The following is a 25,870-nucleotide window of genomic DNA, read 5'->3' on the forward strand; positions in this document are numbered from 1 at the left end:
GCAAAAGTATTTTAACTAAAATTTCATATCAGTATTTTATTATTTTTTTTCTTATAATTTGACCTATCTCATTTTGTAATGAAACGAAATATATTCCATCAGTCAAATCTTGTATATTAATACTAATTTTGTCTTCATTGTTTTCATACAGGTATAAAACTTGCTTGCCAAGAGAATTGAAAATTTGGATTGAGATATATTCAAAAGGTTTTTTAGAATCTATTTCAACCGAACTATTCTGTGCATTGTAAAATAAAGAAATATCCTTTTTTTCATTATTTCCAATCGACAAAACCTCAGAACCATAAATAGCTTGATTACCATTAAATGACGTTATAATTAAGGTCATACTTTCATCACCATTTGCAGTAATGGAATAGTCGAATGTGTTTCCATTATTATAATTCTCATAAAAGAAGTCAAAATAAATGCCTTCATAGATAGAATTTTCTGACTGCAAACAACCTCCTCCAAGTGATTCGTATGGACCATCCGAGAACGAAAAATTGTTACTAGTATTATTGAATTCTATTAATCCACCAATAGATTCACAAGTTGTTCCAAATAAATTAAAATATTCGATTGATTCATAGACATAGGAATCAAAATCTAAAGTCACGTATGTAATTTCTTCATTATTTGGTGGTAGATGACTATCGCTATCTATGACCAAATCCTGTAATATCCATATATTATCAAATAATATTTGGTCTTGAGCAAAGCTATTTAATGATATTCCAATTAATAATGTTAATATTCTAATTTTCATTCTGGGTTATATTTTTGCTAACGTGTTTGTATAAGATTAGTTGCGTGTTTTAAGCACTAAAGTTAGCAAATAAATCACGGATAGAAAGTCCGCGAAGACTTTCGTAAGTAGGCTAAAACTAGCAATTAATTTTATACGTTGTTGGCTGCAGTTATTCTTATTGTATATATTTATTTACTTCGAAATTAAATAGTTCAGCTTGTGTTTTCATAAAAACCTTAAAAGTTTCATTACATCTCAAATTACCATTTTTGTCAAGATAAAGATTTTTTAATTGGTCATTTTCCTTCAAGACTTTACTTATACTTGGATTCAAACCAATTCTGGTCAAGTTTATTAAATCCTTATCACTGCTACCGTAAACAGCTAATAAATACGTCTCTTCATTTATAAAGTTAAAGTCGAATAAAAAGGTAATTAATTTCTTTAGTTTAAAACTGACAAAATCTTCCTCTAATTTAATTTTAACTAAAGAGATATTTGCAAGTTTTTGTCTCGATTTCCCCTTTAGATTAATATAGACCTTGTTCTGATATTCGAAATTTTTATATTTATCGGATTGTAATGCAATGTCACCAAAAGAACTCCCGATGAATAAATAGGAGTCTGTTACATCATTTGCCTTTTCTTGAAAATAAGCCAATGTATTGGTTATTTTTTCTTTTAAACTTAAAAGTTGAAATATGTCAATGTAATTTTTGTAGTAAGCTCTGGCTTTTACATTCTTTAAACGCTCAAGTTCAAAATCTTTTATCTCATTTTCTAAATTATTAATGAATACTTCATAAATAGTATTAATTACATCACTATTGTTACTAATCGTTGAAGTGTTCTCGATGATCGTAGGAATTATATCTTCATAATTTTTATAAAAGTCATCAATATTATTCTCAATGAAATGTTGCTTTATTCTATCGGATAAATTATCAGGATTAATATTTATCAGAAACTCTGTTGAATCAATTAATTTTCTGTCCTTTTCGTTTCTTTTTTCTTTATCTCTCTTAGGTATTTTTAGTTCTTCAATATTATATTCTTCAAGAAGTGGATTCTTATTTTCGTCTTTAAATGTATGCTCACGTAATAGACTTATTTTATTTATCATATTGCTCCTAGAGTCAGTATACTCATCACTGTCAACAAAGTGAATCTCTGATACTAGTTTATCTAATTTATCATTGAAAACATAGTTAAGTCGATTTACTCTACCAATTAGGTTGTTTAACCCCTTGACATTTAAACCATAAGTTGCCGTAATATAAAGATTATCAATTGGAAAGTTTATTCCTTCAAGAATTACAGAATTGGCAACTACATATTTAAAATCTTGAATTTCTTTATAATTATATTCTAAGTATTCTTTTAATATATTTGGAAGTTTTCCATGTAAATATACAATCCCATTTAATACATATTGAACAATATTAATATCTTTAGAAACTTCTTCGGAAATTACATTTGATATTTTTTTCAAATTATGATTATCAGCTACATTATCTAACTTACTGTTAATTCTTTCTGCGATTTGCTCTACAATTTTTGGTCTGTAAGTATATAAGAAGTTTTTACTTTTAGAATTAGTTATAATATAATCGGCAAAATTTAATTCGCTAGCTAGATGGTATTGTTCATCAGTATATCTATTGTAACTAAATAATTTACCCTTTTTGTCAAGGTAGAAAGTATCAAAGGTCTTTAAGTTATGTTTTATTGTACTCTCAAATATTTGACCTTCTGTTGTGTTTTTTATTTTAAGGTTTGAAATATCTGAAACAAGAGGAGATAAATATAATAATCTATGTTTATTGTTCTTTTTATAATTGAGCATTACCAACCTAGAAAGTAAGAAGTTTCTGCTGTTATTGTTTAATAAATTATGTGCTTCATCAATGAACATTATATCAAATGCTAAGTCAAACTTATTAATAAGCCTTGTTGCTCTCTCTTGCGTTAGTATTCCAATGAACCTATCTTCATTATTGTACATTTCATCATGAAGAATTAGTTTGTATGGTAATTCTAAATTTCTTACATCATTATACGTTTGAACAATAAGAGATTTTGTAGGAACGACAATAACAATTTTCTTATATTCATTTCGTGCAATAACGTCTCTAATTATTGAACTTTTACCGAAAGAAGTAGGTGCAATGTATGCTGTGTCTGTTGTTTTAATATTTTCAAATATCTCACGAGACCTATTGTATTGTTCAACAGTTTCTACATAGTGTTCCTTCGAATAAATCTTTTTGACTTCATTGTTTATAATTGCTTCATGTAAGTGATTTTCTTCTAACAATTCATGTTTTATTATAAAATTTGAAATTGGATAAAACCCTATTTGCAATGAAATATCATATAAAGGTTTATAATCATTATGCAATAGACTGTATTTCAAAACTATGTAGTATGCAATATTAAAGTACCCTTTTAGTCGTTTATCATTATTATAGTACCTAAAGAAGATAACTGCAGAACTTAAAATATATTGAGCTTCTTCAAAATCTAATTCAGTGTTCAATATTAGTTTTTTGAAACAGCCAATAAAGAATTCATTGTTCTTTAAAGTTAGTAATTGACGCTTTTCGTAGCTAGTAATTTTACTCATTTAAATAATCAATAAAGTGTTGAACTGAGTTTTTATTAATACATAAAACATTAAGCTTTTTAAACTTGTATCCACTTATTAGATTTTCAATTTTATTTTTCAAATCGTCTTTATCAATGTTAGTATATCGAGCACCTAGATATAAAGTCGAACTAGGAATTAAGTTGTAATTTTCTACTTTACTAAATTTTTTTTGAACATATTCTTTTGAAAGGCTTTTTAAAGTTTTGGAAATGTTATCATTGAAATTAATACTTCTATGCGATGCATGATTATATGCATTTCGCCAAGGGTCATTAGTTGCATTTATTCCTTCTATTTTTTTTCTTAAATCATGATATGATTCTCCAATATTCTCGTTGTGAGTAGCAGTCGTAGTAGTTTCTAAGGATGATTTACTCTCATATATAAAAAAATCCTCCTCTAATAAATATAGTCCATCAAATCCTTTTTTCATTCCTTTTTCCTCCAAATTCCTGAATAAAAAATGTTGCTCATACTTATTTGCGCGTAAATATAAATGACAAATAAATTCAGACACTATACCAATTTTTTGTGCTTCCGTTTTTCTTTCTATAAGATTTTTTAATTCGGTTTTTGTAATATTAATGTCTTCAGCACTTTCAATAATTTCATTATCCCCATTCCATATTTGATGAATATTACTCTCGATATAGCTTTTTAACCTCTCTGAGTATGTATTAATACTTAAAAAATGTAATGTTATTTTATCTGATAATTCTATTTTATATCTTCCAAACATTCATTCTGTTTTAAATATAGATTACTGAATCTGGGTGTTTTGTTTAATTGCAGCCAACTAGTTATATAGTAATTTTTATCACCGACATCCCATGTTAATTTCGGGATAAAAGAAATTTTAGGTTAATTTATCCGTTAATAAAATTACGGAATAACTTTAAGTTTTATATACGTAAAGTTACGTATGCATTACTCTTTTAGTTTTCGTTTGGCGACAAACGTACCATTAGGCTGAATAAATTTTACTTCATTAATGCTTTTATCTTCACTTTCTATAAATTCAACTTTAAAGCCTTCAAGTGTTTTAAAGTTAAATTTGTGTGTAGCTGTTGGGATTAAGGCATATTCTGGCTGGCCTTTAATAAAAACATAAAGTACATTTTTATCTTTAATATAGGCTTTTATTTCGGTACCCATTAAATCAAAATTACCAACATACTGCTCTAAGGTTTTTGCATCTACATCTATAGTGTTTGGTGAGCGTTTAAATGCTATAGGATCTACTAAGCCTTCAATATCTATACGGCCATAATCTATATCTCCTGCAATATTGGTACTAAAGTTTATTTTAACCGAATTACCAATATCTGTGGTGTCTACTTTTCCGTTTTTAACATCGAGAAATTCAAACGTATCGTAATGAAAATGATTTAAAAATAATTTTTTTCCATTCAATTGAGAAAATAGCGAGTCGTTTTCTAATTTTATTTCAAATTTACCATAGCCTTTTTGCTCATAAGTCCCTGTGTAGTCTAATTTGGTATGTGAGGGTTTGGTGTTTTTTACATTAGAAGTTCCCATATCGTCTTTAGCTTCTTTCATCGCTTCTAAAGATTTTTCCAAATCTTCCTTGTGCTTTTTTGCCCATTCGGTCTTATTGACTTTTAACATATAATCAGCGGCAATATTTCTAATAAGTTTAGGGACTTGAGAGCCATTTTGATTAGCTAAAACAACAATACCTAAACTGTCTGAAGGATACAAAGCAACGCTAGCCGAAAAACCATCAATATTACCACCATGTTCTACCATATAATGACCTTTATACGAATGTAAGAACCAGCCGTAACCGTAATTTGCGAATTGTGCATCTGGTAGTTCTTTAGAAGGGAATCCTGCTGCTACAACCATTTGAGAACTCATAGCTTCTTTTACGTAATTCTCAGGAATAATTTGCTCGCCTTTATATTTTCCGTTGTTAATCCAGGTCATTAACCATTTGCTCATGTCATTTACGCTACTATTAATACTTCCTGCAGGCGACATCGCAGCAATATCGTAATAATCCATTTTAGAGATGTTTCTATCTTTATCTAACTCGTAGCCTAAAGCTGCATTAGTGCTAGATGTTATACCTGCAATGGTGGTTTTAGAACGATCCATACCTAACGGCTTAAAAAATGCGTTCTCAATATTTTCTTCCCACGTTTTTCCTGTAATTCTTTCTGTAATTACCCCTTGTAATAAAAACCCAAAATTGTTATAATACCACTGTTCGCGTACTCCCGTAAAAGGTTCGTGATATTTTATTTTGGTTACTAAACTGTCCTTACTATGACTTGGGAAAAAATACCATGAACCGTCGTGTCTTGGTAAACCTGTGCTATGACGCATTAAATCTTTAATGATAATAGTGTTATTCATTTCATCATTGTAAAACTCTAACTCAGGAATGTGTTTTCTCGGACGATCGTCAAACGTCAATTTGTCGTCCTCACGATGCAATCCTAAAAGCGCAGATGTAAATGCTTTTGTGGTAGAGCCAATGGCAAAAAGTGTGTTGGCATCTGCGGGAATTTTATTTTCATAATCAGCATAACCAAAACCTTTGGCATAAATAATTTTATCTCCTTCTACAATAGCTACGGCAAAACCTGGAGCTTTTGTGCTTTCTAAAACAGCGTTAAATTGTTTTTCTATGCCTTTAAGGCGTTTGTCGGTTTGTGAAAACACTAATGTAGAAACAAGTGTTAACGCAACAATAAATATGCGGTTTTTCATGCTTTGGTTGGTTTTAATTGTCGTTATAAGGTATGAGTATAGAATTATACCTGTAAGTTACTGTTTTTTAAATAAATTTTTAAAAAGTTACAATTCGTCATTAAAAAATAACATTTCGGTTATTTCTGTTTTTTAAACCAGCACTTCTATTAGATATTTGTGTCAAACAAAACCAAAACCATGAATATACTTGTAAAAATCATAGTCATTCTTTTGCTTAACGTTTTAAGTTATCAGTTACAGGATCAAGACAATTATTCGGTTACAGTAACCGTAACTAATGCCAATAATGACAAAGGGAAAATGTTTGTAGCACTTTATAATTCTGAAAATGGATTTTTAGAAACGTCTTATAAAGGTGCTATGAGTAAAATAGAAGATAAAACCTGTACGGTAACTTTTGAAGGGATGCCTAAAGGCACATATGCCGTTTCTGTTTTTCATGATGAAAATGATAATGGAAAATTGGATACTAATTTTTTAGGCATTCCTAAAGAAGATTACGGTTGTTCTAATAATGCAACGGGTTTTATGGGACCACCAAAATGGGCAGACGCCAAATTTGAATTAAAAAACGATAAAACACTAACAATAAAACTTTAATATGAAACATTTAATACTTATTGCTTTACTTGCAATTTCAGGACTAACACAAGCACAAACCAATTTTGAAAAAGGCATGACCAAAGCTTTTGATCTATGGCAATCAGATAAAACAGATGAAGCCGAAAATATGTTTGAGCGTATTGCTAAGGCAGAACCTAAAGAGTGGTTGCCAGATTATTATATTGCTCAGATTAATAGCCTAAAAAGTTGGACAGAAAAAGATGCTACAGTTTTAAAAGCGCAATTAGATAAGGCACAACAACATATAGATGCAGCTATGTTAAAAAGTGAAAATAACACAGAATTACTGGTTATACAGGCTCAAGTTTTTACCAATTGGGTGGCGTTTGATGGTATGACCTACGGTATGAAATACGGAGCTAAAATAGCGGAGTTGTATGATAAAGCTACAGCTTTAGATCCTACAAATCCAAGAGCAGCTTTAGGTAAGGCAGAGTGGGCTATGGGAAGTGCAAAATATTTTGGAAAAGATACAGCGCCTTATTGTAAAGACATAGAAGCATCCATTGAACTTTTTAATACCTTTAAGCCAGAGAGTCAATTACACCCTAATTGGGGAAAAGAACGCGCAGTAGCTGTTGCTAAAGATTGTAAAGCCTAATAAATTATGATGAAGTCATTAAAAAAAATAATTCTAACCTTCGCCATTGGATGTGTGGTATTTGTAATAGGTAATCTTTTATCTGATGGTTTTGAGTATGATTCATTTAATGACTTCAGTATTCAATTTGGATTTTACCAACTCTACGCCTTTGTTTTAGGGTATTCAAATATGGCGTTTTTCGATTATATGGAAAGCCGAACTTGGGATAAAGGAGATTATATTAAACGTATACTTATAGGTATTATAGGGAGTACAGTCATCACTTTAGTAGGTCTCTTTCTTTTACGAGCAGGAACAGCAGTGTTTTATTATGGAACAGACTTTAATGTGTTTATGGAAAAGGAATCCTGGAAAGCCTACTCGTTTGGTATCTGGATAACATTGAGTATTGTTTCTGTTTTTCATGTGGTTTATTTCTATAATCGCTATCAAAAAAATAAGATAAAAGAACAAAAAGTAATTGCTGGTACGGCAAGTGCCAAGTTCGACGCTTTAAAGAATCAGCTAGATCCGCATTTTTTGTTTAACAGTTTAAATGTTTTAACGAGTTTAATTGAGGAAAACCCAGAGAATGCTCAAAAATTCACGACCTCATTATCTAAAGTATATCGTTACGTTTTAGAGCAGAAAAGCAAAGAGTTAGTCACTGTAGATGAAGAGTTAAATTTTGCCAGAACCTACATGTCGCTTTTAAAAATGCGCTTTGAGGATAGTATCATTTTTGAGATTCCGGATAAAGCGTCAAATCCAGAAAGTAAAGTAGTGCCCTTATCGCTACAGTTGCTTTTAGAAAATGCGGTAAAGCATAATATGGTAACATCGAGTAAACCCTTGCATGTTAAAATATATGAAGATGATAATTATTTAGTGGTGATGAACAATCTTCAGCCGAAACAAATTGTAAAAAAGAGTAGTGGAGTTGGATTAGAAAATATAAAACAACGTTACCAATTACTTACAAATAAAAAAGTACACATCAATCAACGAGAAAAGGATTTTGCTGTCGCAATTCCTATGCTCACAAAACAAGTATCAATTATGAGAACAGCACAAAGATCACAAGAGCGTCTTAACGACGATTATGTAAGAGCACGTAAGCGTGTAGAGGAATTAAAAGCCTTTTATTACAGTTTAATATCTTATGTATTTGTTATCCCCTTTTTAGTATTTATATGGTATAAGTATTCTTATATGACCATCCAATGGTTTTGGTTCCCTGCTTTTGGTTGGGGATTGAGTTTAGTGTTTCAGGCGTATAGAGTATTTGTAGATGATGGAGCGCTTGGCGCAGGATGGGAAAAACGAAAAATAGAAGAGTATATGCGTAAGGAAGAAGACACCAGACGTTGGAAATAAATGATACAATTATGGATATTAACAAATCAAATTTTAGAAAAGCCAAGAATAAGGTTGAAAAACTAAAGCGTTTTTATACACATCTTGGTGTATACTTTATAATTAACACCATTATTACTGTCGTAAAGGTGATGAGTAATATGAATATGGGAGAAACATTTGAAGAGGCCTTTTTTGATTTTTCTACTGTGGCTTCATGGCTAGTCTGGGGATTAGTAATTGTTATACATGCTTTTTCTGTGTTTGGTCTGCCTCTTATAGTTGGTGACGACTGGGAAGAGCGAAAAATACAACAATATATGAATGAAGAATTGCAACAAGATAAAAATTACGAGTAATGGAGAAATATAATATTGAACCCTATGACGAGCATAATGATGCCACAGATTTTAGAAAAGAAGAAGCGTATTTAAGAGCCAAGAAAAAAGTAGATGCTATCGTTGGTTTTTACTGGCATTTGGCAGTATATATTATCGTGAATTTGTTTTTAATAATTTTAATAGCCGTTAATTCTAGCGAAGGATTTTCAGGCTTTGGTCCTTATGCTACCGCATTTTTCTGGGGAATTGGATTAGCTTTTCATTTTCTAGGTGTTTTTGGTACCAATTTCCTCTTTGGAAAGAATTGGGAAAAACGAAAAATTGAAGAATTTATGAAAAAAGAGGAGCAGAATTGGGAATAAATTTAGTTAAGAGTGAAAATTGAAGAGTGAAGAGTGAAGAGTGAAGAGTGAAGAGTGAAGAGTAAAATTATACAAATGCATAACGAAGAAAAAGAGCAATTTAGAAAAGCAAAAGATAAGGTGAGGAAAATTAAAATTTTCTATATCCACTTAGCAGGATACATCGTTGGAGTAGGGCTTCTTCTATTTAATTTATATATTGTTGCTGGCCCCTACAAAAATAATATCATCAGCTTAAACCTCAGTGTAATAGTTGCATGGACGGTTTTTATAGTTGTGCATGGATTAAATGTTTTTAAAGGCAAACACATCTTTAAGAAAAGTTGGGAAGATAAAAAAGCAGAAAAATTCCTAAAGGAAAAAGAAGAGAAAACTACCTTTTGGGAATAACACGTTTTATAAAAATAAGAATCAAAATATATAAATTTTAAGTCATGAATGTAATCATAATAGAAGACGAAAAACCATCAGCAAGACGATTACAACGTATGCTAAAAGCTGTAGATCTAAATGCTGAAACCATGTTACATTCGGTTGAAGAGTCTATAGAATGGTTTCAAAATAATGAGCATCCAGATTTGATTTTTTTAGATATTCAGTTGAGTGATGGTTTGTCTTTTGAAATCTTTGAAGCTATCGATATAAAATCGGCTGTGATTTTTACAACGGCCTATGATGAATATGCTTTACAGGCCTTCAAACTTAATAGCATCGATTACTTATTAAAGCCCATTGATGATGAGGATTTAAAAACGGCTGTTGAAAAATATAAAGGCAGATTACCTCAAAAACAATCTGTTACCTTAGATTTTAATGATATTAAAAATTTATTGGTGAACCCGATTGAGCGCGAGTACAAAAAACGCTTTTCAGTAAAAGTTGGTCAGCATTTAAAGCTTATTAATATTGAAGATATCGAATGTATTTATAGTGAAAACAAAGGCACTTATGCATTTACCACCGAAGGCCGTAATTATCTTTTAGACGCGACTTTAGATGAGTTAGAAGCCGATTTAGAACCTAATATATTCTTCAGAATCAGTAGAAAGTTCTACGTGAATATCAATGCCATAAAAGATATGGTGAGTTATACCAACTCACGACTTCAAATAAAACTTAACCGTTTTAACGAACAAGATATTATAGTCGCTAGAGAACGTGTTAAGGATTTTAAAAATTGGTTAGAATAATATCGGATAGATGTGTTTTTGAAACTAACCGATAAAAGTTGTATCTTTGTGACATGTGGGACGTTAATACAGTATATCGCAAGGATTTAGAGGCTACATTTAGTAGGTTATTAGATAAGGTTAAGGTTTTAAATGCAGCCAGGCCATTGCCCAATATTGTATTACAAAATATTAAAGAATCACTTCTCATAGAGTGGACCTATAATAGTAACAGTATAGAAGGTAATACGCTTAGTTTAAGAGAAACACAAATGGTATTACTAGAAGGCATTACCATAAAAGGAAAATCATTACGAGAGCATTTTGAAGCTAAAAATCACGAAACGGCTATACACAAGTTGTACTCTTTAGTAAAGAATGATTATGTTCTAAATGCTAAAGATATTTTAGAACTTCATGGTTTGGTATTGCGTTCTATAGAAGATGATTATGCAGGGCGTTTACGAAACGCTGCTGTTCGTATTTCTGGTGCTAATTTTATACCTCCTAATGCTCGTAAAGTTTCAGAATACTTAGAGACATTAATAAACTATATAAATACAAATCCACAAGGGCTAAACCCTATTGAGTTGGCCACGGTTTTTCATCATAAATTTGTATGGATTCATCCATTTTTCGATGGTAATGGTCGTGCCATTCGGCTTGCCATGAATTTAGTATTGATGCGCTATGGTTTTCCCCCAGCCATCATTCTTACTAATGATAGAGTTAAATATTACGCAGCCTTAAATCAAGCTAATAAAGGAAATTATAGTAAACTCATGTTATTAATGGCTCAGGCTTGTGAGCGCTCAATAAATATATACATGAGTGCTATTCCGGGTTCAGATAAAGACTATCAAGCGATTTCTAATATTGTTGAAGAACCAGAGGTGCCTTATAGCCAAGAATATATCAGTTTATTGGCACGTCAAGGTAAAATAGATGCTCATAAAGAAGGGCGTAATTGGTATACGACTAAAGAAGCTGTTCTAAATTACATTAATGCTAAAGGGAAATAAAGTTGATGTTTTGAATAAAGACAGGAAAGCTAATTGTAGTATTAATCGACCTCGCGGTTTTTATATAATTCAATAGCCTTTACATAATCTAGAGCACCTTTCATACTTAAATCGTGAATAAAGCCATCCATTTCAGGATGATGAAGTTTAATCCAATTGGCAAGAGCGTTCACTTCATTTTGCCATACGGTCCAATTAACATCCTTACAATCTAGTTCTTTGATTCTTGATATTTTTCCTGCTGTAAATTGAAACTGATAGCGACAGCTCATTGGGTTATTCTTTAAAAATTCAAGTTTTAAAGAATGCATAGAAACAGTCGCAACAAGTTGTCCATCCTCATAGCTTAAATCAACTAATTCATAATCGGGTTTAAAGATGGAGTCCCATTTAAATTGTTCGTAATAACTCTGTTGTGAATACGTTGTGATATAGTCTCCAAAGACTGTTGTAAGACTATCAGCTAATGCTTTTTTTATCAGTTTGTAATCCGAATTTTTATAGCCGTTATAGTATGTTTTTATTTGCTCAGATGCTGTATGTTGTTTTTCAGCACAACTTGTAAATACTATGATTATTAATAGGGCTAAAATGTGCTTCATAATTTGGTTTTAGTCCTTGTCTTCTATTCTATTGTCGTCAAAAGCTGAAGGTAATAACTTAGGAATAAACTTAATAAACAAGGGTAAAAGCAACATACCGCCAGGTAACATAAAGATGGCTAAACTAGGTATGGATTTAAAGATGTCTATGAGTTGCGTTTGAATTTTTTTCTGTTCTTCGTCCGTCAGATTGCGTTGTGTAGATTGGGTTAATAGGTATAAGGCTTCTTTACTTTCAGACAACTCTTTAATTAAACGTTTGCTGTTTCGTTTAATCAATTTTGAAACGACTTTACTACTATTATCATAAAAACTTTGTGCTAAATTTTTAGAACTTAAAAACGCGACCTCATCTTTATGCTCATCATAAAATAGGTTAATGTCATTTATGGATCTTACAATAACTGTATTATCGACACCTAAATCAGTTTTTAATTGACTTAAAAAACTTTTTTCTTCGTTGTCTATAATCTTGTCAGTCCACGATGCCATACACACTAAATCTATAACATATAATTTTTCTAAAGGCTCGTTTATTATAGAAATGGCATCAGTATAGGTTAGAAGCTCAGCGTTTTTATAACGAATAGAACCTTCAAACAGTTTAATAAGGTTTTCATCGTATTCAGATTTTACAGTCTTGTTTTCAATAACTGAAAACACAATAGTTTCTAATGCAGATTCAAGATTTTCAACATAGTTTTTAATGTTTTTTTCGTCTTTTAAAAAACGATGATACCCTAAAACATCAACGAATAAAAGGGCGTTAATTAAAAAATAATTAAAACTTTTTGAAATAAAATTATCATCAATATGTATACGCTTATGAATGATTTTTTCCAACAAACTATCAGGTGATTTATCGCTAAATAAATCTTCAAAAAATGATTGTTTTTGGTCACTGATAGACTTGTAATATCTAATGAGGCTTTCGGTGAATTGTTCCTTAGGATTTTCCTTGTTGTAAATGTAATAGAAGGTTAGCAGTAAATTGGTTTTACAACGTTCTTCTTCACTAAGTTCAAAGGGTTTAACAATATCTAATACCACTTTAATATTACTTCCATATATAAACCCAGTACGTTTTAAATTAATATAAAACGCATCAGTCTCAGTCTGAGAATACACGATTTCAGAAACTTGATTGAGTAATTTTTTTATCCAGCCATTAGCTGATGGATTCATAACATAAAGATTGAAGCTGCAAAGTTAAATTTTTATAGTTATAAATCATTAATTTATTTTGTTAACAAAATTTTGCTTGCCACAGCAATCTTAGGAGTTGTAACATTGATGTCCTTTAATTAAAGCACTTGCTGTATGAGTAGTACTAGTGTATTGTGTTATGAGTTTTTTATGATGGTTTTGAGTTTTTGTTAATGGAAATATGGCTTTAAAGAATAGACACTTTTTTATTTAAAAAGATAAAGCTTTAACACTTTATCGGCTATAAAAACAACTTAAATTTCTGTATTTTTATGCCCATAAATAAAATAACAAAACATGAAGAGAATATCCCTTACAATTATTGCCTTTATCATTTCATTATCGCCAGCAATGGCAAATGAAGGTATGTGGTTTTTAATGCATATTGAGCGTTTAAATCATCGCGATATGCAAAAAATGGGTTTACAATTAACACCCGAAGAAATTTACAGTATTAACAATCAGAGTTTAAAGGATGCTATTATACAATTTAATGGTGGTTGTACAGCAAGTATTGTTTCAGATAGCGGATTGGTACTAACAAATCATCACTGTGGTTATGATGCTATCGCTGAATTATCTACTGCAGAACAAAACCATTTAAAGAATGGATTTTGGGCAGGATCATTGGCAGAAGAAATGAAGCCAGAAAGCCTATATGTTCGCTTTTTCGTAAGAATGGATGATGTCTCTAAGCGTATGTTAGCTCAAGTAAATGATAGCATGAGTGAAAAAGAGCGTGAAGCTGCACTTAACAAAGAAATAGCTAAAATTGAACAAGAAAATAATGAAGGAGGAAAATACACTGTTTCTGTACGTTCATTTTATCAAGGAAATGAGTTTTATTATTTCGTTTACGAAGATTATACTGATGTGCGTTTAGTAGGAACACCTCCAGAGAATGTAGGTAAATATGGTGGAGACACAGATAACTGGGAATGGCCAAGACATACTGGTGATTTTTCATTATTCAGAGTTTATGCAGATGCAGATGGAAATCCAGCAGAATATTCAACTGATAATGTGCCTTTAAAATCAAAATATCATTTACCTGTTAATATTGATGGAGTAAAGGAAAATGATTTTGCTATGATTTTGGGATATCCTGGTCGTACCAACCGTTGGATGCCAGCACAAGGTGTAGAGCAAAATGTAAAATATGCATATCCTGCTTGGGTTGAAGGCTCAAAATTAAGTATGGATGTGATGAAAAAATACATGGACGCAGACGAATCTGTAAACCTAATGTATGCATCAAGCTATGCTAGTATTGCTAACTATTGGAAAAATAGAGCAGGAATGATAAAAGCTTTAACTGAGCATAAAACCGTAGAAAAAAAGAGCAAAACTGAAGCTAAATTTAATAAATGGGCTAATAAGAAAGCGAATAAAGCTATGTACGGAAAAGTTATTGAAAATATCAATAACTATTATAACTTAACAAATGAAAAAGCGAGACAAAGTAATTATTTATTAGGAATGTTACGCTCTAGTAAATTTGCCGTTTTACCTTACAGAATTGGGTCTGGTTTAACACAATATGTGAATGCTAGTGAAGCAGAACGTAAAAATCTTTTACCAAGACTTGAAGCTTTTATTGAAAACTCTTATCAAAATTATCATTTGCCATTAGAAAAGGAAATTTTAGCGAAACAATTAGGCTTGTTGGCTTCAAAATCTAATTATTCTTTACCAGAATTAGTGGCAGAAATAGGAGAAAAAAACAATAATGATTTTACAGCTTATACTAACGCTATTTTTGATTTAAGCCTGTTTTCATCTAAAGAAGGTGCTTTAGCATTCTTACAGTATCCTGATAAAGCTATTTTAGAGAATGATCCGTTATTAAAATTATCAAACCAATTATTAGATAAATATAGAGAAAGTCCTGAGAGTTTAGAGCAGCCAACAAACGATTATCAGGCGTCTTTTAGATTATTAGTAAAAGGTTTACGTGAATCTGGATTAAGTGATATAAAATATCCTGATGCAAATTCTACTTTACGTTTATCTTACGGAAAAGTGAGAGCTTTACCTGCAGATAAAAGAAACGATGCAAATGAAAACAATTATACTACGTTTCAAGGTATGATTAAAAAGTACAAGCCTAACGATAGTGAGTTTGATTTAGACCAAAGCATGTTAGATATCTACGAAAAGAAAGATTATGGACGTTATGCTAACGAACGTGGTCAATTACCTGTAAACTTCTTAACAGATAATGACATTACTGGAGGTAATTCTGGTTCGCCTGTTGTTAATGGAAAAGGAGAATTAATTGGTTTAGCATTTGATGGAAACATTGAAGCTATGGCAGGTGATGTAATTTTCGATAAAGATTTACAACGTACCATTAATGTCGATATTAGATATGTACTTTGGTTAATTGATAAATACTCTAATGCAAAACATATTGTTGATGAGTTAACTATTGTTACGAAATCATAATAAGAAAGTTATCTGTAATATAAAAAAGCGACCTGAATTTCAGGTCGCTTTTTTTATGCGATATATTTAGGTATCTTATGTTATGATACCTTTATGAGTGGTATTTTATAATTACTTAATAATACCAGCACATCCAATACGAGCGCCAGCATTACCAGAAGGTTGTGATGTTAAATCATCGATGCCAATATGTACAATAATTGCTTTGCCTAAAATATCCTTTGTTTCGTCTCCACAACCAATACACCATTCATTTGTAGATTTGCTTACAGTTGCACGACCGTTTGCATTTGCTGTGATATTACCAATATCACCTTTGTGATAGCCCGCTTTGTCTCCCCAAGCACCATGTGGTTGCCCAGTAGGATTCCAATGACCGCCAGAAGACGATCCGTCTTCTGAAGAGCAATCTGCTTTTTCATGAATATGTATGGCATGTTGCCCTTCTTCTAAACCTTTAACAGTTCCAACCATAGTTACAAAACCGTTTTTTTCTACAAAATTAATGGTACCTTCTACATTACTGCCGCTTTTTGGGTATAGTGATACCGATAATCTTTTTTCAGTTGAATTTTGTTCTGCAACATCTTCGGTTTTAACCTTGGTTTCAGAATCTTTTTTTGAGTCTTTACAAGCTATTGCAAATATCATTGCAAATGCAAGTGTTATTAATTTTAAACTTTTCATGATTGATTTTAATTATTTTACTAAAGTTAATAATGTAACTGAATTACAAACTTTTTGATACCAGTAGTCTTTGTGGTTGTCTTATAGGTTGTTTTGCTTGTATAAGAATACTTGACATTAATTTGTCTCCAATACCTTTTACAATGCTCAAGCCTGAACCATGCAAATCACTAAAGTGCACTTTCTTTAATTCTGTAATACAGTCCTTTTTTATCAAAAACGATATTACGAGCGTATCTAAACAGATGCCATAAAGATATCTTAAGTGTGTGTGTTAAAATTATGGAAGTAAGGAATGATTAAAGAACTCAATCAATAATATTATTAATGCATTTGCTAGTGATTAGATGAACAATAAGTAGATTGTATATACAGTTTTTATTATTTATCACGTAAATAAGTACTCACCTCAATAGCAACATCTTCCCAAGTTTTGCTAACTCCATCAGCACCTTTATGAAGATCAAAACAAGCTTTGTTTAATGTTTCTAATGATCCTAATGCATCCCAATCTTTTAGTTGCATTGTACCTTTCATAGTAACACGTCTTTCATCAGTAATGTTAACCTCTAAAGGTAAATCTGCAGTAACCCCATTCATTGTAATAGAGGCAATATATGCGTTATCCATATATTTAATTGTACCTTTTAGTAAGTCAGTATTTAACATAGCACCAAAGAATGATGTTTTTAGTTTTTCATCTCTAGATTCGTCTTTTGTAAACAAGCTACTAATTGGAATAGAAAAATCTAAATTATTTAGAGCTTCACTTGGAGATGCACCTTCTTTTTCTTTAAAATTCAAAGTTGTAAATTCTCCACCAACAGGTACTTTTTCGGTTGTCTTATAAGCTGTCCATTTTACAGAAGTTGCTTCTGGTTTAACAATGTATTTAATTGTGTTTTCAACGGTTTCTTTTTTAACCTCTTCCTTTTCTTTTTCTTGTTTACAAGATGTAAATACTAAAGAAATAACTAGAAGTACAGATAAGAATTTTATGCTTTTCATAAGCTGAGTTTTAATTTTTTAGTAAAGTTAAGCAGATAAATACTTTTGTGCAAGGTGAATTGAGATTCTTAAATATGATATTTTATTCTATATGACAAATATCATATTTTAAAAGTCTATATACCATTAATTTTGGCTGTGAATTTTAAGCCATGAGTCACTCTTTAATTAGTAAATATAATGTTTCTGGACCTCGTTATACAAGCTATCCAACGGTCCCTTATTGGAATTTGGAATCATTTTCTTTAGAACAATGGAAAGCTTCTTTAAAACGTTCTTTTGAAGAAAGTAACACGTCCGAAGGCTTAAGCCTTTATATTCATTTACCGTTTTGCGAAAGTCTTTGTACCTTTTGTGGTTGTCATAAACGTATAACCAAACGACATGAAGTAGAATCGCCATATATAAAAGCGGTTTTAAAAGAGTGGAGCTTATACCTCAAATTATTAGGAAGCAAACCAAGGATTAAAGAATTACATCTCGGTGGTGGTACACCCACATTTTTCTCTCCTGAGAATCTTCAGTTTTTGATTTCGGGACTTTTAACGAGTGCAGAATTGGCAGAAGACTACGAATTTAGTTTTGAAGGTCATCCTAATAATACCACGGAGGCACACCTTCAAACTTTGTACGATTTAGGGTTTAGACGTGTGAGCTATGGAGTTCAAGATTATAACCTTAATATTCAAAAAGCCATTAATCGCATTCAGCCTTTTGAAAACGTAAAACGTGCCACAGATTTAGCTCGTAAAATTGGTTATACCTCTGTTGGACATGATATCATTTTTGGTTTACCATTTCAAACCGAAATAGATGTTACAGAAACGATCAATAAAACTAAAGCGTTAATGCCAGACCGCATTGCGTTTTATAGTTATGCACATGTCCCTTGGATTAAAGGAAATGGACAGCGAGGATTTAGTGAAACCGATTTGCCAACCCCAGAATCTAAGCGTTTACAATACGAAACCGGAAAACAATATTTTGAAGAGGCTGGTTATGTAGAAATTGGCATGGATCATTTTGCTTTAAAAAGCGATTCACTCTATAAAGCGATGGAAAATAAAACATTACATCGTAATTTTATGGGATATACAGCCTCTAAAACACAAGCTATGATTGGTTTAGGGGTATCTTCAATTAGCGATAGTTGGTATGGTTTTGCGCAAAATGTAAAATCGAATGAAGAATACTATCACTTATTAGAGCACAATATTATTCCGGTGTTTAAAGGACATATTTTAAATACTGAAGATTTAGTGATTAGAAAACACATTCTTAATCTGATGTGCAATTTTGAAACGTCATGGAAGGAGGCTAATTTATTATTTGAAGAATTACCCGAAATTCTCATAAAATTAAAAGAATTTGAATTGGATGGTTTGCTTCAATTTAGAACAAACCAAGTGATTGTTACAGAAAAAGGAAAACCTTTTATAAGAAATATATGTATGGCTTTCGATCTGTTATTGCAACGAAAAAAGCCAGAAACACAGTTGTTTTCAATGACAATTTAAAACTTTAATACAATGAAAAAAATAATTGTACCAGTAGATTTTTCAGAACATTCTGAATTTGCACTTGAAGCTGCTGCAGGTTTAGCTAATAAATATGGCTCTGAGCTTATTGTATTGCACATGCTAGAATTGTCTTATGCAATTATATCGTCAGCCACAGAATCACAAAACCAAGAAGTTGTTTTTTATTTAAAATTAGCAGAACAAAAGTTTGAAACTTTTTTAGATAAACCTTATTTAAAGGATGTAAAAGTAACACCAATAGTAAAACATTTTAAAGTTTGGAGCGAAGTTAATGATCTCGCAGAAGAGCATGGTGCAGATCTTATTGTCATGGGATCTCAAGGCATAAGTGGAGTAAAAGAAGTTTTGATAGGTTCTAATACTCAAAAAGTTGTTAGGTATGCTAATATTCCGGTCTTAGTCATTAAACATAACCCAATTTTGTTAGATTTTGAAAATGCTGTTTTTGCTAGTGATTTTTCAGAAGAAGCTGTTGCTCCGTATTTAAAAGCAAAGACAACTTTCAATAAACTTGGTTCTAAAATGCATTTGGTTTATGTAAATTCTCCTGATGGCAATTTTAGAAGCTCTTCTGAAATAGATAAAAAAGTCGCTAACTTTTTAAGAAAAGCAGAAGGTAATTTAGACAATTTGAAAAGTGTTAATGTGGTTTCCGATTATTCTATAGAGAAAGGGATACTTAACTTCTCTAATGTTATTGGAGCAGATGTTATTGCTGTTGCAACCCATGGTAGAAAAGGCTTGTCACATATTTTTGAAGGTAGTATCTCTGAAGATATTGCAAATCATTCTACTTTACCAGTTATGACATTCAAAATATAATTTTGATATTTTAGTAGTTAGTTTTTTAATATCAAACTAAAATGCCAGAGATTAAGTTTTCTGGCATTTTTTGTTTTTAGAGACTCATTTTTAGTAAATGACGCCTTATCCTGATAAATATCATATTTTTAATATATACTATAAGCTACTTTTGATTATTAATAAGACAATTTTGTCCTATTTAAAATAGATAGATGTAATTATATTTTTAAACACTAAAAACCACAACCAAAATGAGAACATTAAAATTATTATTAGGCATTGTAGCTTCAGGATTACTCATTTTATCATCTTGTAAAGAGAATGATCAAAAAGAGAATTCTAGTACCGCAGAAATTCCCGTAAGTAGAGAAATGATAGCAGAATTAACTGCTCCGCCAAATGTACCAACACCAGTTGGTAGACGAAAGGCAAAAAAGCTTATTGTTAATATGGAAATTCTTGAAGAAGAAGGCGAATTAACAGATGGAGTAAAGTATGTATATTGGACCTTTGGAGGTTCTGTACCAGGTAGTTTTATTAGAACACGAGTAGGTGATGAAGTAGAATTTACATTATCTAATCACCCAGACAATAAACTACCACACAATATAGATTTACATGCTGTAACGGGGCCAGGAGGTGGAGCAGAATCTTCTTTTGTAGCACCAGGACATGAAAAAACATTTTCCTTTAAAACATTAAACCCAGGCCTTTATGTTTACCACTGTGCAACAGCACCTGTAGGAATGCATATTGCAAATGGAATGTATGGTCTTATTCTCGTAGAACCAGAAGGCGGACTACCGCAAGTAGATAAGGAATATTATATTATGCAAGGTGATTTTTACACCAAAGGTAAAAACGGTGAACGTGGCTTACAGCCTTTTGATATGCAAAAAGCCGTTGACGAAAATGCCGACTATGTTGTATTTAACGGAAGCGTTGGTGCATTAACTGGCGACAATGCCATAACAGCCAAAGTAGGCGAAACGGTTAGACTCTATGTTGGTAATGGTGGGCCAAACCTCGTCTCTTCTTTCCATGTTATTGGTGAAATATTTGATAAAGTACACGTTGAAGGTGGTGACCTCGTAAATGAAAATGTACAAACTACATTAATTCCGGCAGGAGGTGCAGCTATAGTAGAGTTTAGAGTTGATGTTCCAGGAACATTTATCTTAGTAGATCATTCCATTTTTAGAGCCTTTAATAAAGGGGCTTTAGGAATGCTTAAAGTGGAAGGTGAAGAAGAAAAGAAAATCTACTCTGGTGAAATTAGAGAAGGTATTTATTTGCCTGAAGGACCAGGAATACAAAACATGCCAACAACTGATGAAATTGTAGAATCTGAAATTCCAGCAAAATCTTTTGAAGAACAAATGGAATTTGGAAAACAAATCTATATGCAAACCTGTTTTGCTTGTCACCAAGCCGAAGGGCAAGGTATTCCTAATGCGTTTCCTCCTTTGGCAAAGTCAGATTATTTAAATGCCGATGTAGATAGAGCAATTGGAGTTGTTATCAATGGATTAAGTGGCGAAATCACTGTAAACGGTGAGAGGTATAATAGCGTTATGACCAAGCAAATGATTTCTTCAGACGATGTCGCCAATGTATTAACTTACGTTTACAACAGTTGGGGAAATTCTAAAAAAGTAGTAACCAAAAAGATGGTTGACGACGTTAAAAAGAAATAATATTATGAAAACCAAAGTCTTTAGTTTGTTCATGTTGTGTTTAGGAGTTCAATCTTTAATGTTTGGGCAGGCTAAAGACATGGTTCTTATAGAAGGGAGCCGTTATATTCCTTTATACGGAAGAGATTCTACAGTCGTTGAAGTCAAAGATTTTAAGATGGATATCTATCCTGTATCTACTGAAAATTATAAGCAATTTTTAAAAGATAATCCTAAATGGAGGAAATCTAAGATTGTGTCGTTATTTGCAGATAAAAGCTATTTATCTAATTGGAAAACCGATTTAGAACCAAACGACTCTATTCACCCTAATAGTCCGGTTAACTACGTGTCGTGGTTTGCTGCAAAAGCCTATTGCGAATGTCAAAATAAACGTTTACCAACAATTGACGAATGGGAATATGTTGCCATGGCAGACGAAACCACAAAAGATGCACGTGTTAAACCATCTTATAACGCACAAATTTTAGCTTGGTACGAAGCTCCTAGAACAAAGGAAAGCCGCATCGGTGAAACACCAAAAAATGCTTGGGGCGTTTACGATTTACACGGTTTAGTTTGGGAATGGACTTTAGATTTTAATTCGGTATTAATCACTGGAGAATCTAGAAAAGATGTAGATAAGGATAGTAATCTATTCTGTGGAAGTGCAGCAGTTAATGCTACAGATTTAATGAATTATGCTGCATTTATGCGTTATGCCATTAGAGGAAGTTTAAAAGCTAAATACTCTATGAAAAACCTAGGCTTTAGATGCGTACAAGATATTAAAAAAGAAAACAAATGAACGTTTCAAAGAAAAATCACAAACACGTCATCCATATAAATAACGTGAGTAACTATTTAAAATTAACAATCTCAGTGTTGGTATTGTTAATGGTTGTAACATCATGCAAATCGGATGCATCAAAAACATCTGACACAGCATTAGTTATGTACCAATGTCCAATGCAATGCGAAGGAGACAAAACTTATGATGAAGCAGGTAGCTGTCCTGTTTGTAACATGGATTTAAAACAATTAGAAACAGCTTCAAAAGATATAGAAACTGATGAGATTTCAGAGGAATCTATTTTCAACTTAACGAGTAAATGGCATACTGAAGAAGGTAATGAAATTCAACTTGAAGACCTTAAAGGAAAAACTTTAGTTATGGTAATGATTTATACCTCGTGTAAAGCAGCTTGCCCAAGATTGGTGGCCGATATGCGAAATATTGAAGCTAAAATTCCTACTGAAAATATTGAGAATGTACAATTCGCATTGGTCTCTATTGATCCTGAAACAGATACTCCTGAGCGTCTAAAAGCATTCGCCATAGAAAATGAAATGGACGGTGAGCAATGGACGTTTTTACAAGGTACAGTTGATGGAGTTAGAGAATTTGCCAATGTATTATCTGTAAAATATAAAGAGATTTCTCCAATAGACTTTTCGCATTCTAATATTATTAGTGTGTTTAATCCAGCAGGAGAATTAAAACACCAACAAGAAGGTTTAGGCGTAGATAATAAAGAAACTATTGAAGCCATCCTTCAGTTAACCCAATACTAATTTAAAGATGAAAATACTACTAACAATTCTTTGCTTAGGAGTTGTAATGACATCCTATGCTCAAGAGTTTGAAATTTCGGCAGAATTAAGACCACGATTTGAATACAGACATGGTTATAAAACGCTGATTCCAGATGATGTAGACGCTGCAACATTTATATCGCAACGTACACGATTAAATTTTAATTACGGAAGTGAAACATTGAATGCTTTTGTATCGTTTCAAAATGTGAGAGTTTGGGGCGATGTTCCAACTACGTCTTTGGAAGACAAAAACGGAATTGCATTGCATGAAGCTTGGGCAGAATTAGTTTTTAATCCAAAATTAGCCGTAAAATTAGGTCGACAAGAAATCAATTACGATGACCACAGAATTTTTGGAAATGTAGGCTGGGCACAACAAGCTAGAAGCCATGATGCTATAGTTACCACTTACCAACCAAATACAACGAATCGTTTCGATTTTGGTTTGGCTCTAAATGCAAATGAAGAAACTGTTTTTGACACAGATTATGCCATTAATAATTATAAGGCATTTCAATATATATGGTATCATACTAATCTGAAAAATGTTGGATTAAGTGTTTTACTATTAAACAACGGTTTAACCTATATGGATGAAAACGATGAGCAAAAAGTAGATTATAACCAGACCATAGGTTCTAGAATGACATTCCAAAAAAACAAATGGCAGACTGATGCGTCTATCTATTTTCAAACTGGGGCAATAGCAAACACAGATTTGAGTGCTTTTAATATTGCGGCTAATGCCTTTTATAAAATTAATGCTGAATTTAAAACGGGATTAGGTATAGAATATCTTTCAGGTACTGATATGAACACTACTGAAAACAAGCTAAAATCATTTAATCCTTGGTTTGGTACGAATCATAAATTTAATGGATTGATGGATTATTTTTATGTGGGTAACCATTCTAGTTCTGTAGGATTACTAGATTTTAAAGCGAGCTTAGAGTACCAAAAAGAGCGATTTTCAGCAAAACTAACGCCTCATATATTTTCATCTGCGGCAACTGTTGTAGACCAGACAGGAAAAGAAATGAGCAATGCATTGGGCACCGAATTAGATTTGGTATTGGGTTATAAGTGGACCAAAGACATCAGTTTTAACGTAGGCTATTCGCAAATGTTTGCCACAGAAACGATGGAGGTTTTAAAAGCGGGCAATAAAGACAATGCTAATAATTGGGCTTGGTTAATGATTACGGTTAAACCAAGTTTATTTAAAACAACACTGAATAATTAAAGCTTAGCATAATTCCCAATATTAGGGGAAATTTAAAAAGAAACAGCAGTGTGTTTCAATAGTTTTATAACGAATTTAAAAGACACTGCTGTAGTCTTTAAGACTTAGGAAGTCTATTTAGTCATGTCTTATTTTTCCTGTAAATTCTTCAATATTTATAACAAAAACTGTAGGAATATCGTCAGAATCTATTTTAGCAGAAAACTCACTAATAAAATCTAAATCGCGTAACTCTTTTCGCATTATAACACCTTTTACTCCTAAAGAAAATTCATGTAACATGGCTTTTGCACTACTGCGTTCCAGTTCTATAAATTGACCATGAGCTACAGCAGATCTCCAGTTGGTAATTGAGGTTATTTCAGCAACTTCTAATGCTACTTTATCGTGTTGACGCATGGCGCTAATTTTATGTCCATCACCTGAGTAACAAATAATTCTATTATCTGAATAAAAATAAGTAATAGGTACAACAAAAGGTTTGTTTTGATAAATATATGCTAGATGCCCTATGTAATTTTGGCTCAAAATCAATTGGCACTCTTCTTTATTTAAGGACTTTATCATAATTTTTAAGGTTTAGATTTATTTTAATATAGGTTTAATGACAGTGCAATACTAAGAGTGGTAATTTCATTCTAGATGTTAACTCTTTACTTGGAGAGGCACTAAATAAGCGTTTTAAAAAGGATTTATCTTGAGTAATAAAAGCGGTTATATCTATGGGGTTGGTTTGTATGTAGCTTGAAACAGCATAATCTATGGGTACACCTTCTACAAGGTGGTATTTAGAATCTAATAATGCAATGCTTTCCTTATCTTGTAATGAAATGTTAGAGGCATCATTTTCTGAGCTAATTCTAAGAATGTGAAGTTTCAGTTTAAAATCTTCTATAAAATCTATAATATGTTCTAGTAAGTGACTACTAAAACGATCATCTGTATTTAAGGATACCAAAAATTGTTTAACAGGCGAAAAACTATAATTACTTGGTACAACTATGGTTTTACATTTTACTTTCTCAACAACATTAATGGTGTTACTACCAAAAATAACTTCTTTTACATTAGACGCTCCGTTACTTCCCATGACTACAAAATCGATAGAAAATTTCTGAACCACCTGGTTAATTGCATCGGTAAACACATCAAAATCTATTATCGTTTCAAAATGATAATCTTGAGTTTTGGTATCATTTTTCAATTTTTCGATTAAGGCATCGAGTTTCTCTTGTGGTTTTTTAGTGATAGAATCGTGAATAGAATTTTTTGGCGACATTAATAAATCGTCTGTAACATATCCACTTACTTTATGCACATACATAATGTAAAATGTACATGTTTTAGACTCAAAAAACTGCATTGCATACCTAATTGCATTTGTAGCATTCTTAGAAAAATCTGTAAGTAAAAGTACTTTTTTCATGATTAAAAAACTTTTACTTAAAGTTACGGA

General features: G+C 31.8%; 25 protein-coding genes. 15 read left to right on the plus strand and 10 right to left on the minus strand.

Going from position 1 to position 25,870, the window contains the following annotated elements; all coding sequences use genetic code 11:
- Positions 1-28 precede the first annotated feature (28 nt).
- The 4 genes from VDP25_RS04065 to VDP25_RS04080 form a co-directional block, all read right to left on the minus strand.
- Positions 29-769 carry a T9SS type A sorting domain-containing protein gene (locus VDP25_RS04065; RefSeq protein ID WP_334467183.1) on the minus strand — a complete coding sequence of 247 codons (741 nt, stop codon included), beginning with the start codon at positions 767-769 and terminating at the stop codon, positions 29-31.
- A 157-nt stretch (positions 770-926) separates the two neighbouring features.
- Entirely contained in the window at positions 927-3,290 is a 2,364-nt protein-coding gene (locus VDP25_RS04070) for a DEAD/DEAH box helicase (protein WP_334467185.1), read from the minus strand.
- A 79-nt stretch (positions 3,291-3,369) separates the two neighbouring features.
- Positions 3,370-4,140: a hypothetical protein gene (locus VDP25_RS04075; protein WP_334467187.1), complete on the minus strand. Its 771-nt coding sequence runs from the start codon at positions 4,138-4,140 to the stop codon at positions 3,370-3,372.
- A gap of 188 nt (positions 4,141-4,328) precedes the next feature.
- Positions 4,329-6,140, minus strand: coding sequence for a serine hydrolase (locus VDP25_RS04080; RefSeq protein ID WP_334467189.1), 1,812 nt, complete (start codon positions 6,138-6,140; stop codon positions 4,329-4,331).
- A gap of 180 nt (positions 6,141-6,320) precedes the next feature.
- On the opposite strand from VDP25_RS04080, the gene VDP25_RS04085 reads away from it, so the two are divergent.
- From VDP25_RS04085 to VDP25_RS04120, 8 genes are all read left to right on the plus strand, one after another.
- Positions 6,321-6,743, plus strand: coding sequence for a DUF2141 domain-containing protein (locus VDP25_RS04085; protein WP_334467190.1), 423 nt, complete (start codon positions 6,321-6,323; stop codon positions 6,741-6,743).
- A gap of 1 nt (position 6,744) precedes the next feature.
- Positions 6,745-7,368 (plus strand): hypothetical protein, encoded by a 624-nt coding sequence (locus VDP25_RS04090; protein WP_334467191.1) that lies wholly within the window; start codon positions 6,745-6,747, stop codon positions 7,366-7,368.
- Between the two features lie 6 nt (positions 7,369-7,374).
- Positions 7,375-8,727 (plus strand): histidine kinase, encoded by a 1,353-nt coding sequence (locus VDP25_RS04095; RefSeq protein WP_334467193.1) that lies wholly within the window; start codon positions 7,375-7,377, stop codon positions 8,725-8,727.
- Between the two features lie 11 nt (positions 8,728-8,738).
- Positions 8,739-9,065 (plus strand): 2TM domain-containing protein, encoded by a 327-nt coding sequence (locus VDP25_RS04100; protein ID WP_334467194.1) that lies wholly within the window; start codon positions 8,739-8,741, stop codon positions 9,063-9,065.
- Entirely contained in the window at positions 9,065-9,409 is a 345-nt protein-coding gene (locus VDP25_RS04105; RefSeq protein WP_334467195.1) for a 2TM domain-containing protein, read from the plus strand. The genes VDP25_RS04100 and VDP25_RS04105 overlap by 1 nt, the downstream gene beginning before the upstream one ends.
- Positions 9,410-9,484: 75 nt before the next feature.
- Positions 9,485-9,799 carry a 2TM domain-containing protein gene (locus tag VDP25_RS04110; RefSeq protein WP_334467196.1) on the plus strand — a complete coding sequence of 105 codons (315 nt, stop codon included), beginning with the start codon at positions 9,485-9,487 and terminating at the stop codon, positions 9,797-9,799.
- A gap of 44 nt (positions 9,800-9,843) precedes the next feature.
- On the plus strand, positions 9,844-10,599 hold the full coding sequence (locus VDP25_RS04115; protein WP_334467197.1) for a LytR/AlgR family response regulator transcription factor: 756 nt from the start codon (positions 9,844-9,846) through the stop codon (positions 10,597-10,599).
- Between the two features lie 53 nt (positions 10,600-10,652).
- Positions 10,653-11,600 (plus strand): Fic family protein, encoded by a 948-nt coding sequence (locus tag VDP25_RS04120; RefSeq protein ID WP_334467198.1) that lies wholly within the window; start codon positions 10,653-10,655, stop codon positions 11,598-11,600.
- A gap of 41 nt (positions 11,601-11,641) precedes the next feature.
- Here VDP25_RS04120 and VDP25_RS04125 read toward each other — a convergent pair whose 3' ends face one another.
- Entirely contained in the window at positions 11,642-12,202 is a 561-nt protein-coding gene (locus VDP25_RS04125; RefSeq protein ID WP_334467200.1) for a hypothetical protein, read from the minus strand.
- A gap of 9 nt (positions 12,203-12,211) precedes the next feature.
- Positions 12,212-13,387, minus strand: a complete 1,176-nt coding sequence (locus tag VDP25_RS04130; RefSeq protein WP_334467202.1) for an LETM1-related biofilm-associated protein — start codon at positions 13,385-13,387, stop codon at positions 12,212-12,214.
- A gap of 318 nt (positions 13,388-13,705) precedes the next feature.
- Here VDP25_RS04130 and VDP25_RS04135 point away from each other — a divergent pair, with 318 nt between their 5' ends.
- The gene (locus tag VDP25_RS04135) at positions 13,706-15,856 is read left to right on the plus strand and encodes a S46 family peptidase (protein WP_334467204.1); all 2,151 of its coding nucleotides are present in this window, start codon (positions 13,706-13,708) and stop codon (positions 15,854-15,856) included.
- 111 nt (positions 15,857-15,967) lie between these two features.
- On the opposite strand, the gene VDP25_RS04140 is transcribed toward VDP25_RS04135, so the two are convergent.
- Both VDP25_RS04140 and VDP25_RS04145 read right to left on the minus strand, forming a co-directional pair.
- Positions 15,968-16,543 carry a superoxide dismutase family protein gene (locus VDP25_RS04140; RefSeq protein ID WP_334467206.1) on the minus strand — a complete coding sequence of 192 codons (576 nt, stop codon included), beginning with the start codon at positions 16,541-16,543 and terminating at the stop codon, positions 15,968-15,970.
- Positions 16,544-16,924: 381 nt separating this feature from the next.
- Positions 16,925-17,551, minus strand: a complete 627-nt coding sequence (locus VDP25_RS04145) for a YceI family protein (RefSeq protein ID WP_334467208.1) — start codon at positions 17,549-17,551, stop codon at positions 16,925-16,927.
- A 152-nt stretch (positions 17,552-17,703) separates the two neighbouring features.
- On the opposite strand from VDP25_RS04145, the gene hemN reads away from it, so the two are divergent.
- The 6 genes from hemN (at position 17,704) to VDP25_RS04175 (ending at position 24,414) form a co-directional block, all read left to right on the plus strand.
- A complete protein-coding gene (hemN, locus tag VDP25_RS04150; protein WP_334467210.1) occupies positions 17,704-19,068 on the plus strand; it encodes an oxygen-independent coproporphyrinogen III oxidase in 1,365 nt (454 codons plus the stop codon).
- A gap of 12 nt (positions 19,069-19,080) precedes the next feature.
- Positions 19,081-19,914 carry a universal stress protein gene (locus tag VDP25_RS04155; protein ID WP_334467212.1) on the plus strand — a complete coding sequence of 278 codons (834 nt, stop codon included), beginning with the start codon at positions 19,081-19,083 and terminating at the stop codon, positions 19,912-19,914.
- Between the two features lie 233 nt (positions 19,915-20,147).
- On the plus strand, positions 20,148-21,593 hold the full coding sequence (gene nirK, locus VDP25_RS04160) for a copper-containing nitrite reductase (protein WP_334467214.1): 1,446 nt from the start codon (positions 20,148-20,150) through the stop codon (positions 21,591-21,593).
- A 4-nt stretch (positions 21,594-21,597) separates the two neighbouring features.
- A complete protein-coding gene (locus VDP25_RS04165; protein ID WP_334467216.1) occupies positions 21,598-22,380 on the plus strand; it encodes a formylglycine-generating enzyme family protein in 783 nt (260 codons plus the stop codon).
- Between the two features lie 146 nt (positions 22,381-22,526).
- A complete protein-coding gene (locus VDP25_RS04170; protein ID WP_425583513.1) occupies positions 22,527-23,147 on the plus strand; it encodes an SCO family protein in 621 nt (206 codons plus the stop codon).
- A 7-nt stretch (positions 23,148-23,154) separates the two neighbouring features.
- A complete protein-coding gene (locus VDP25_RS04175; protein WP_334467217.1) occupies positions 23,155-24,414 on the plus strand; it encodes an alginate export family protein in 1,260 nt (419 codons plus the stop codon).
- 117 nt (positions 24,415-24,531) lie between these two features.
- Here VDP25_RS04175 and VDP25_RS04180 read toward each other — a convergent pair whose 3' ends face one another.
- Both VDP25_RS04180 and VDP25_RS04185 read right to left on the minus strand, forming a co-directional pair.
- Complete coding sequence (locus VDP25_RS04180) at positions 24,532-24,981, minus strand: pyridoxamine 5'-phosphate oxidase family protein (RefSeq protein ID WP_334467218.1); 450 nt, start codon at positions 24,979-24,981, stop codon at positions 24,532-24,534.
- Positions 24,982-25,015: 34 nt separating this feature from the next.
- Positions 25,016-25,840: a universal stress protein gene (locus VDP25_RS04185; protein WP_334467220.1), complete on the minus strand. Its 825-nt coding sequence runs from the start codon at positions 25,838-25,840 to the stop codon at positions 25,016-25,018.
- Positions 25,841-25,870: the final 30 nt, after the last annotated feature.

The sequence above is a fragment of the Winogradskyella sp. ECml5-4 genome (assembly GCF_036903175.1).
Taxonomy (GTDB): domain Bacteria; phylum Bacteroidota; class Bacteroidia; order Flavobacteriales; family Flavobacteriaceae; genus Winogradskyella; species Winogradskyella damuponensis.

What these genes read in the sequence shown, in the direction of transcription:
- VDP25_RS04110 (WP_334467196.1), top strand. Translation starts at nt 9,485, where the DNA reads ATGCATAACGAAGAAAAAGAGCAATTTAGAAAAGCAAAAGATAAGGTG.
- VDP25_RS04065 (WP_334467183.1), bottom strand. Translation starts at nt 769, where the DNA reads ATGAAAATTAGAATATTAACATTATTAATTGGAATATCATTAAATAGC.
- VDP25_RS04170 (WP_425583513.1), top strand. Translation starts at nt 22,527, where the DNA reads ATGTACCAATGTCCAATGCAATGCGAAGGAGACAAAACTTATGATGAA.
- VDP25_RS04105 (WP_334467195.1), top strand. Translation starts at nt 9,065, where the DNA reads ATGGAGAAATATAATATTGAACCCTATGACGAGCATAATGATGCCACA.
- VDP25_RS04175 (WP_334467217.1), top strand. Translation starts at nt 23,155, where the DNA reads ATGAAAATACTACTAACAATTCTTTGCTTAGGAGTTGTAATGACATCC.
- nirK (WP_334467214.1), top strand. Translation starts at nt 20,148, where the DNA reads ATGAGAACATTAAAATTATTATTAGGCATTGTAGCTTCAGGATTACTC.
- VDP25_RS04165 (WP_334467216.1), top strand. Translation starts at nt 21,598, where the DNA reads ATGAAAACCAAAGTCTTTAGTTTGTTCATGTTGTGTTTAGGAGTTCAA.
- VDP25_RS04100 (WP_334467194.1), top strand. Translation starts at nt 8,739, where the DNA reads ATGGATATTAACAAATCAAATTTTAGAAAAGCCAAGAATAAGGTTGAA.
- VDP25_RS04145 (WP_334467208.1), bottom strand. Translation starts at nt 17,551, where the DNA reads ATGAAAAGCATAAAATTCTTATCTGTACTTCTAGTTATTTCTTTAGTA.
- VDP25_RS04125 (WP_334467200.1), bottom strand. Translation starts at nt 12,202, where the DNA reads ATGAAGCACATTTTAGCCCTATTAATAATCATAGTATTTACAAGTTGT.
- VDP25_RS04090 (WP_334467191.1), top strand. Translation starts at nt 6,745, where the DNA reads ATGAAACATTTAATACTTATTGCTTTACTTGCAATTTCAGGACTAACA.
- VDP25_RS04130 (WP_334467202.1), bottom strand. Translation starts at nt 13,387, where the DNA reads ATGAATCCATCAGCTAATGGCTGGATAAAAAAATTACTCAATCAAGTT.
- VDP25_RS04115 (WP_334467197.1), top strand. Translation starts at nt 9,844, where the DNA reads ATGAATGTAATCATAATAGAAGACGAAAAACCATCAGCAAGACGATTA.
- VDP25_RS04075 (WP_334467187.1), bottom strand. Translation starts at nt 4,140, where the DNA reads ATGTTTGGAAGATATAAAATAGAATTATCAGATAAAATAACATTACAT.
- VDP25_RS04185 (WP_334467220.1), bottom strand. Translation starts at nt 25,840, where the DNA reads ATGAAAAAAGTACTTTTACTTACAGATTTTTCTAAGAATGCTACAAAT.
- VDP25_RS04155 (WP_334467212.1), top strand. Translation starts at nt 19,081, where the DNA reads ATGAAAAAAATAATTGTACCAGTAGATTTTTCAGAACATTCTGAATTT.
- VDP25_RS04180 (WP_334467218.1), bottom strand. Translation starts at nt 24,981, where the DNA reads ATGATAAAGTCCTTAAATAAAGAAGAGTGCCAATTGATTTTGAGCCAA.
- VDP25_RS04085 (WP_334467190.1), top strand. Translation starts at nt 6,321, where the DNA reads ATGAATATACTTGTAAAAATCATAGTCATTCTTTTGCTTAACGTTTTA.
- hemN (WP_334467210.1), top strand. Translation starts at nt 17,704, where the DNA reads ATGAGTCACTCTTTAATTAGTAAATATAATGTTTCTGGACCTCGTTAT.
- VDP25_RS04140 (WP_334467206.1), bottom strand. Translation starts at nt 16,543, where the DNA reads ATGAAAAGTTTAAAATTAATAACACTTGCATTTGCAATGATATTTGCA.
- VDP25_RS04135 (WP_334467204.1), top strand. Translation starts at nt 13,706, where the DNA reads ATGAAGAGAATATCCCTTACAATTATTGCCTTTATCATTTCATTATCG.
- VDP25_RS04080 (WP_334467189.1), bottom strand. Translation starts at nt 6,140, where the DNA reads ATGAAAAACCGCATATTTATTGTTGCGTTAACACTTGTTTCTACATTA.
- VDP25_RS04095 (WP_334467193.1), top strand. Translation starts at nt 7,375, where the DNA reads ATGATGAAGTCATTAAAAAAAATAATTCTAACCTTCGCCATTGGATGT.
- VDP25_RS04120 (WP_334467198.1), top strand. Translation starts at nt 10,653, where the DNA reads ATGTGGGACGTTAATACAGTATATCGCAAGGATTTAGAGGCTACATTT.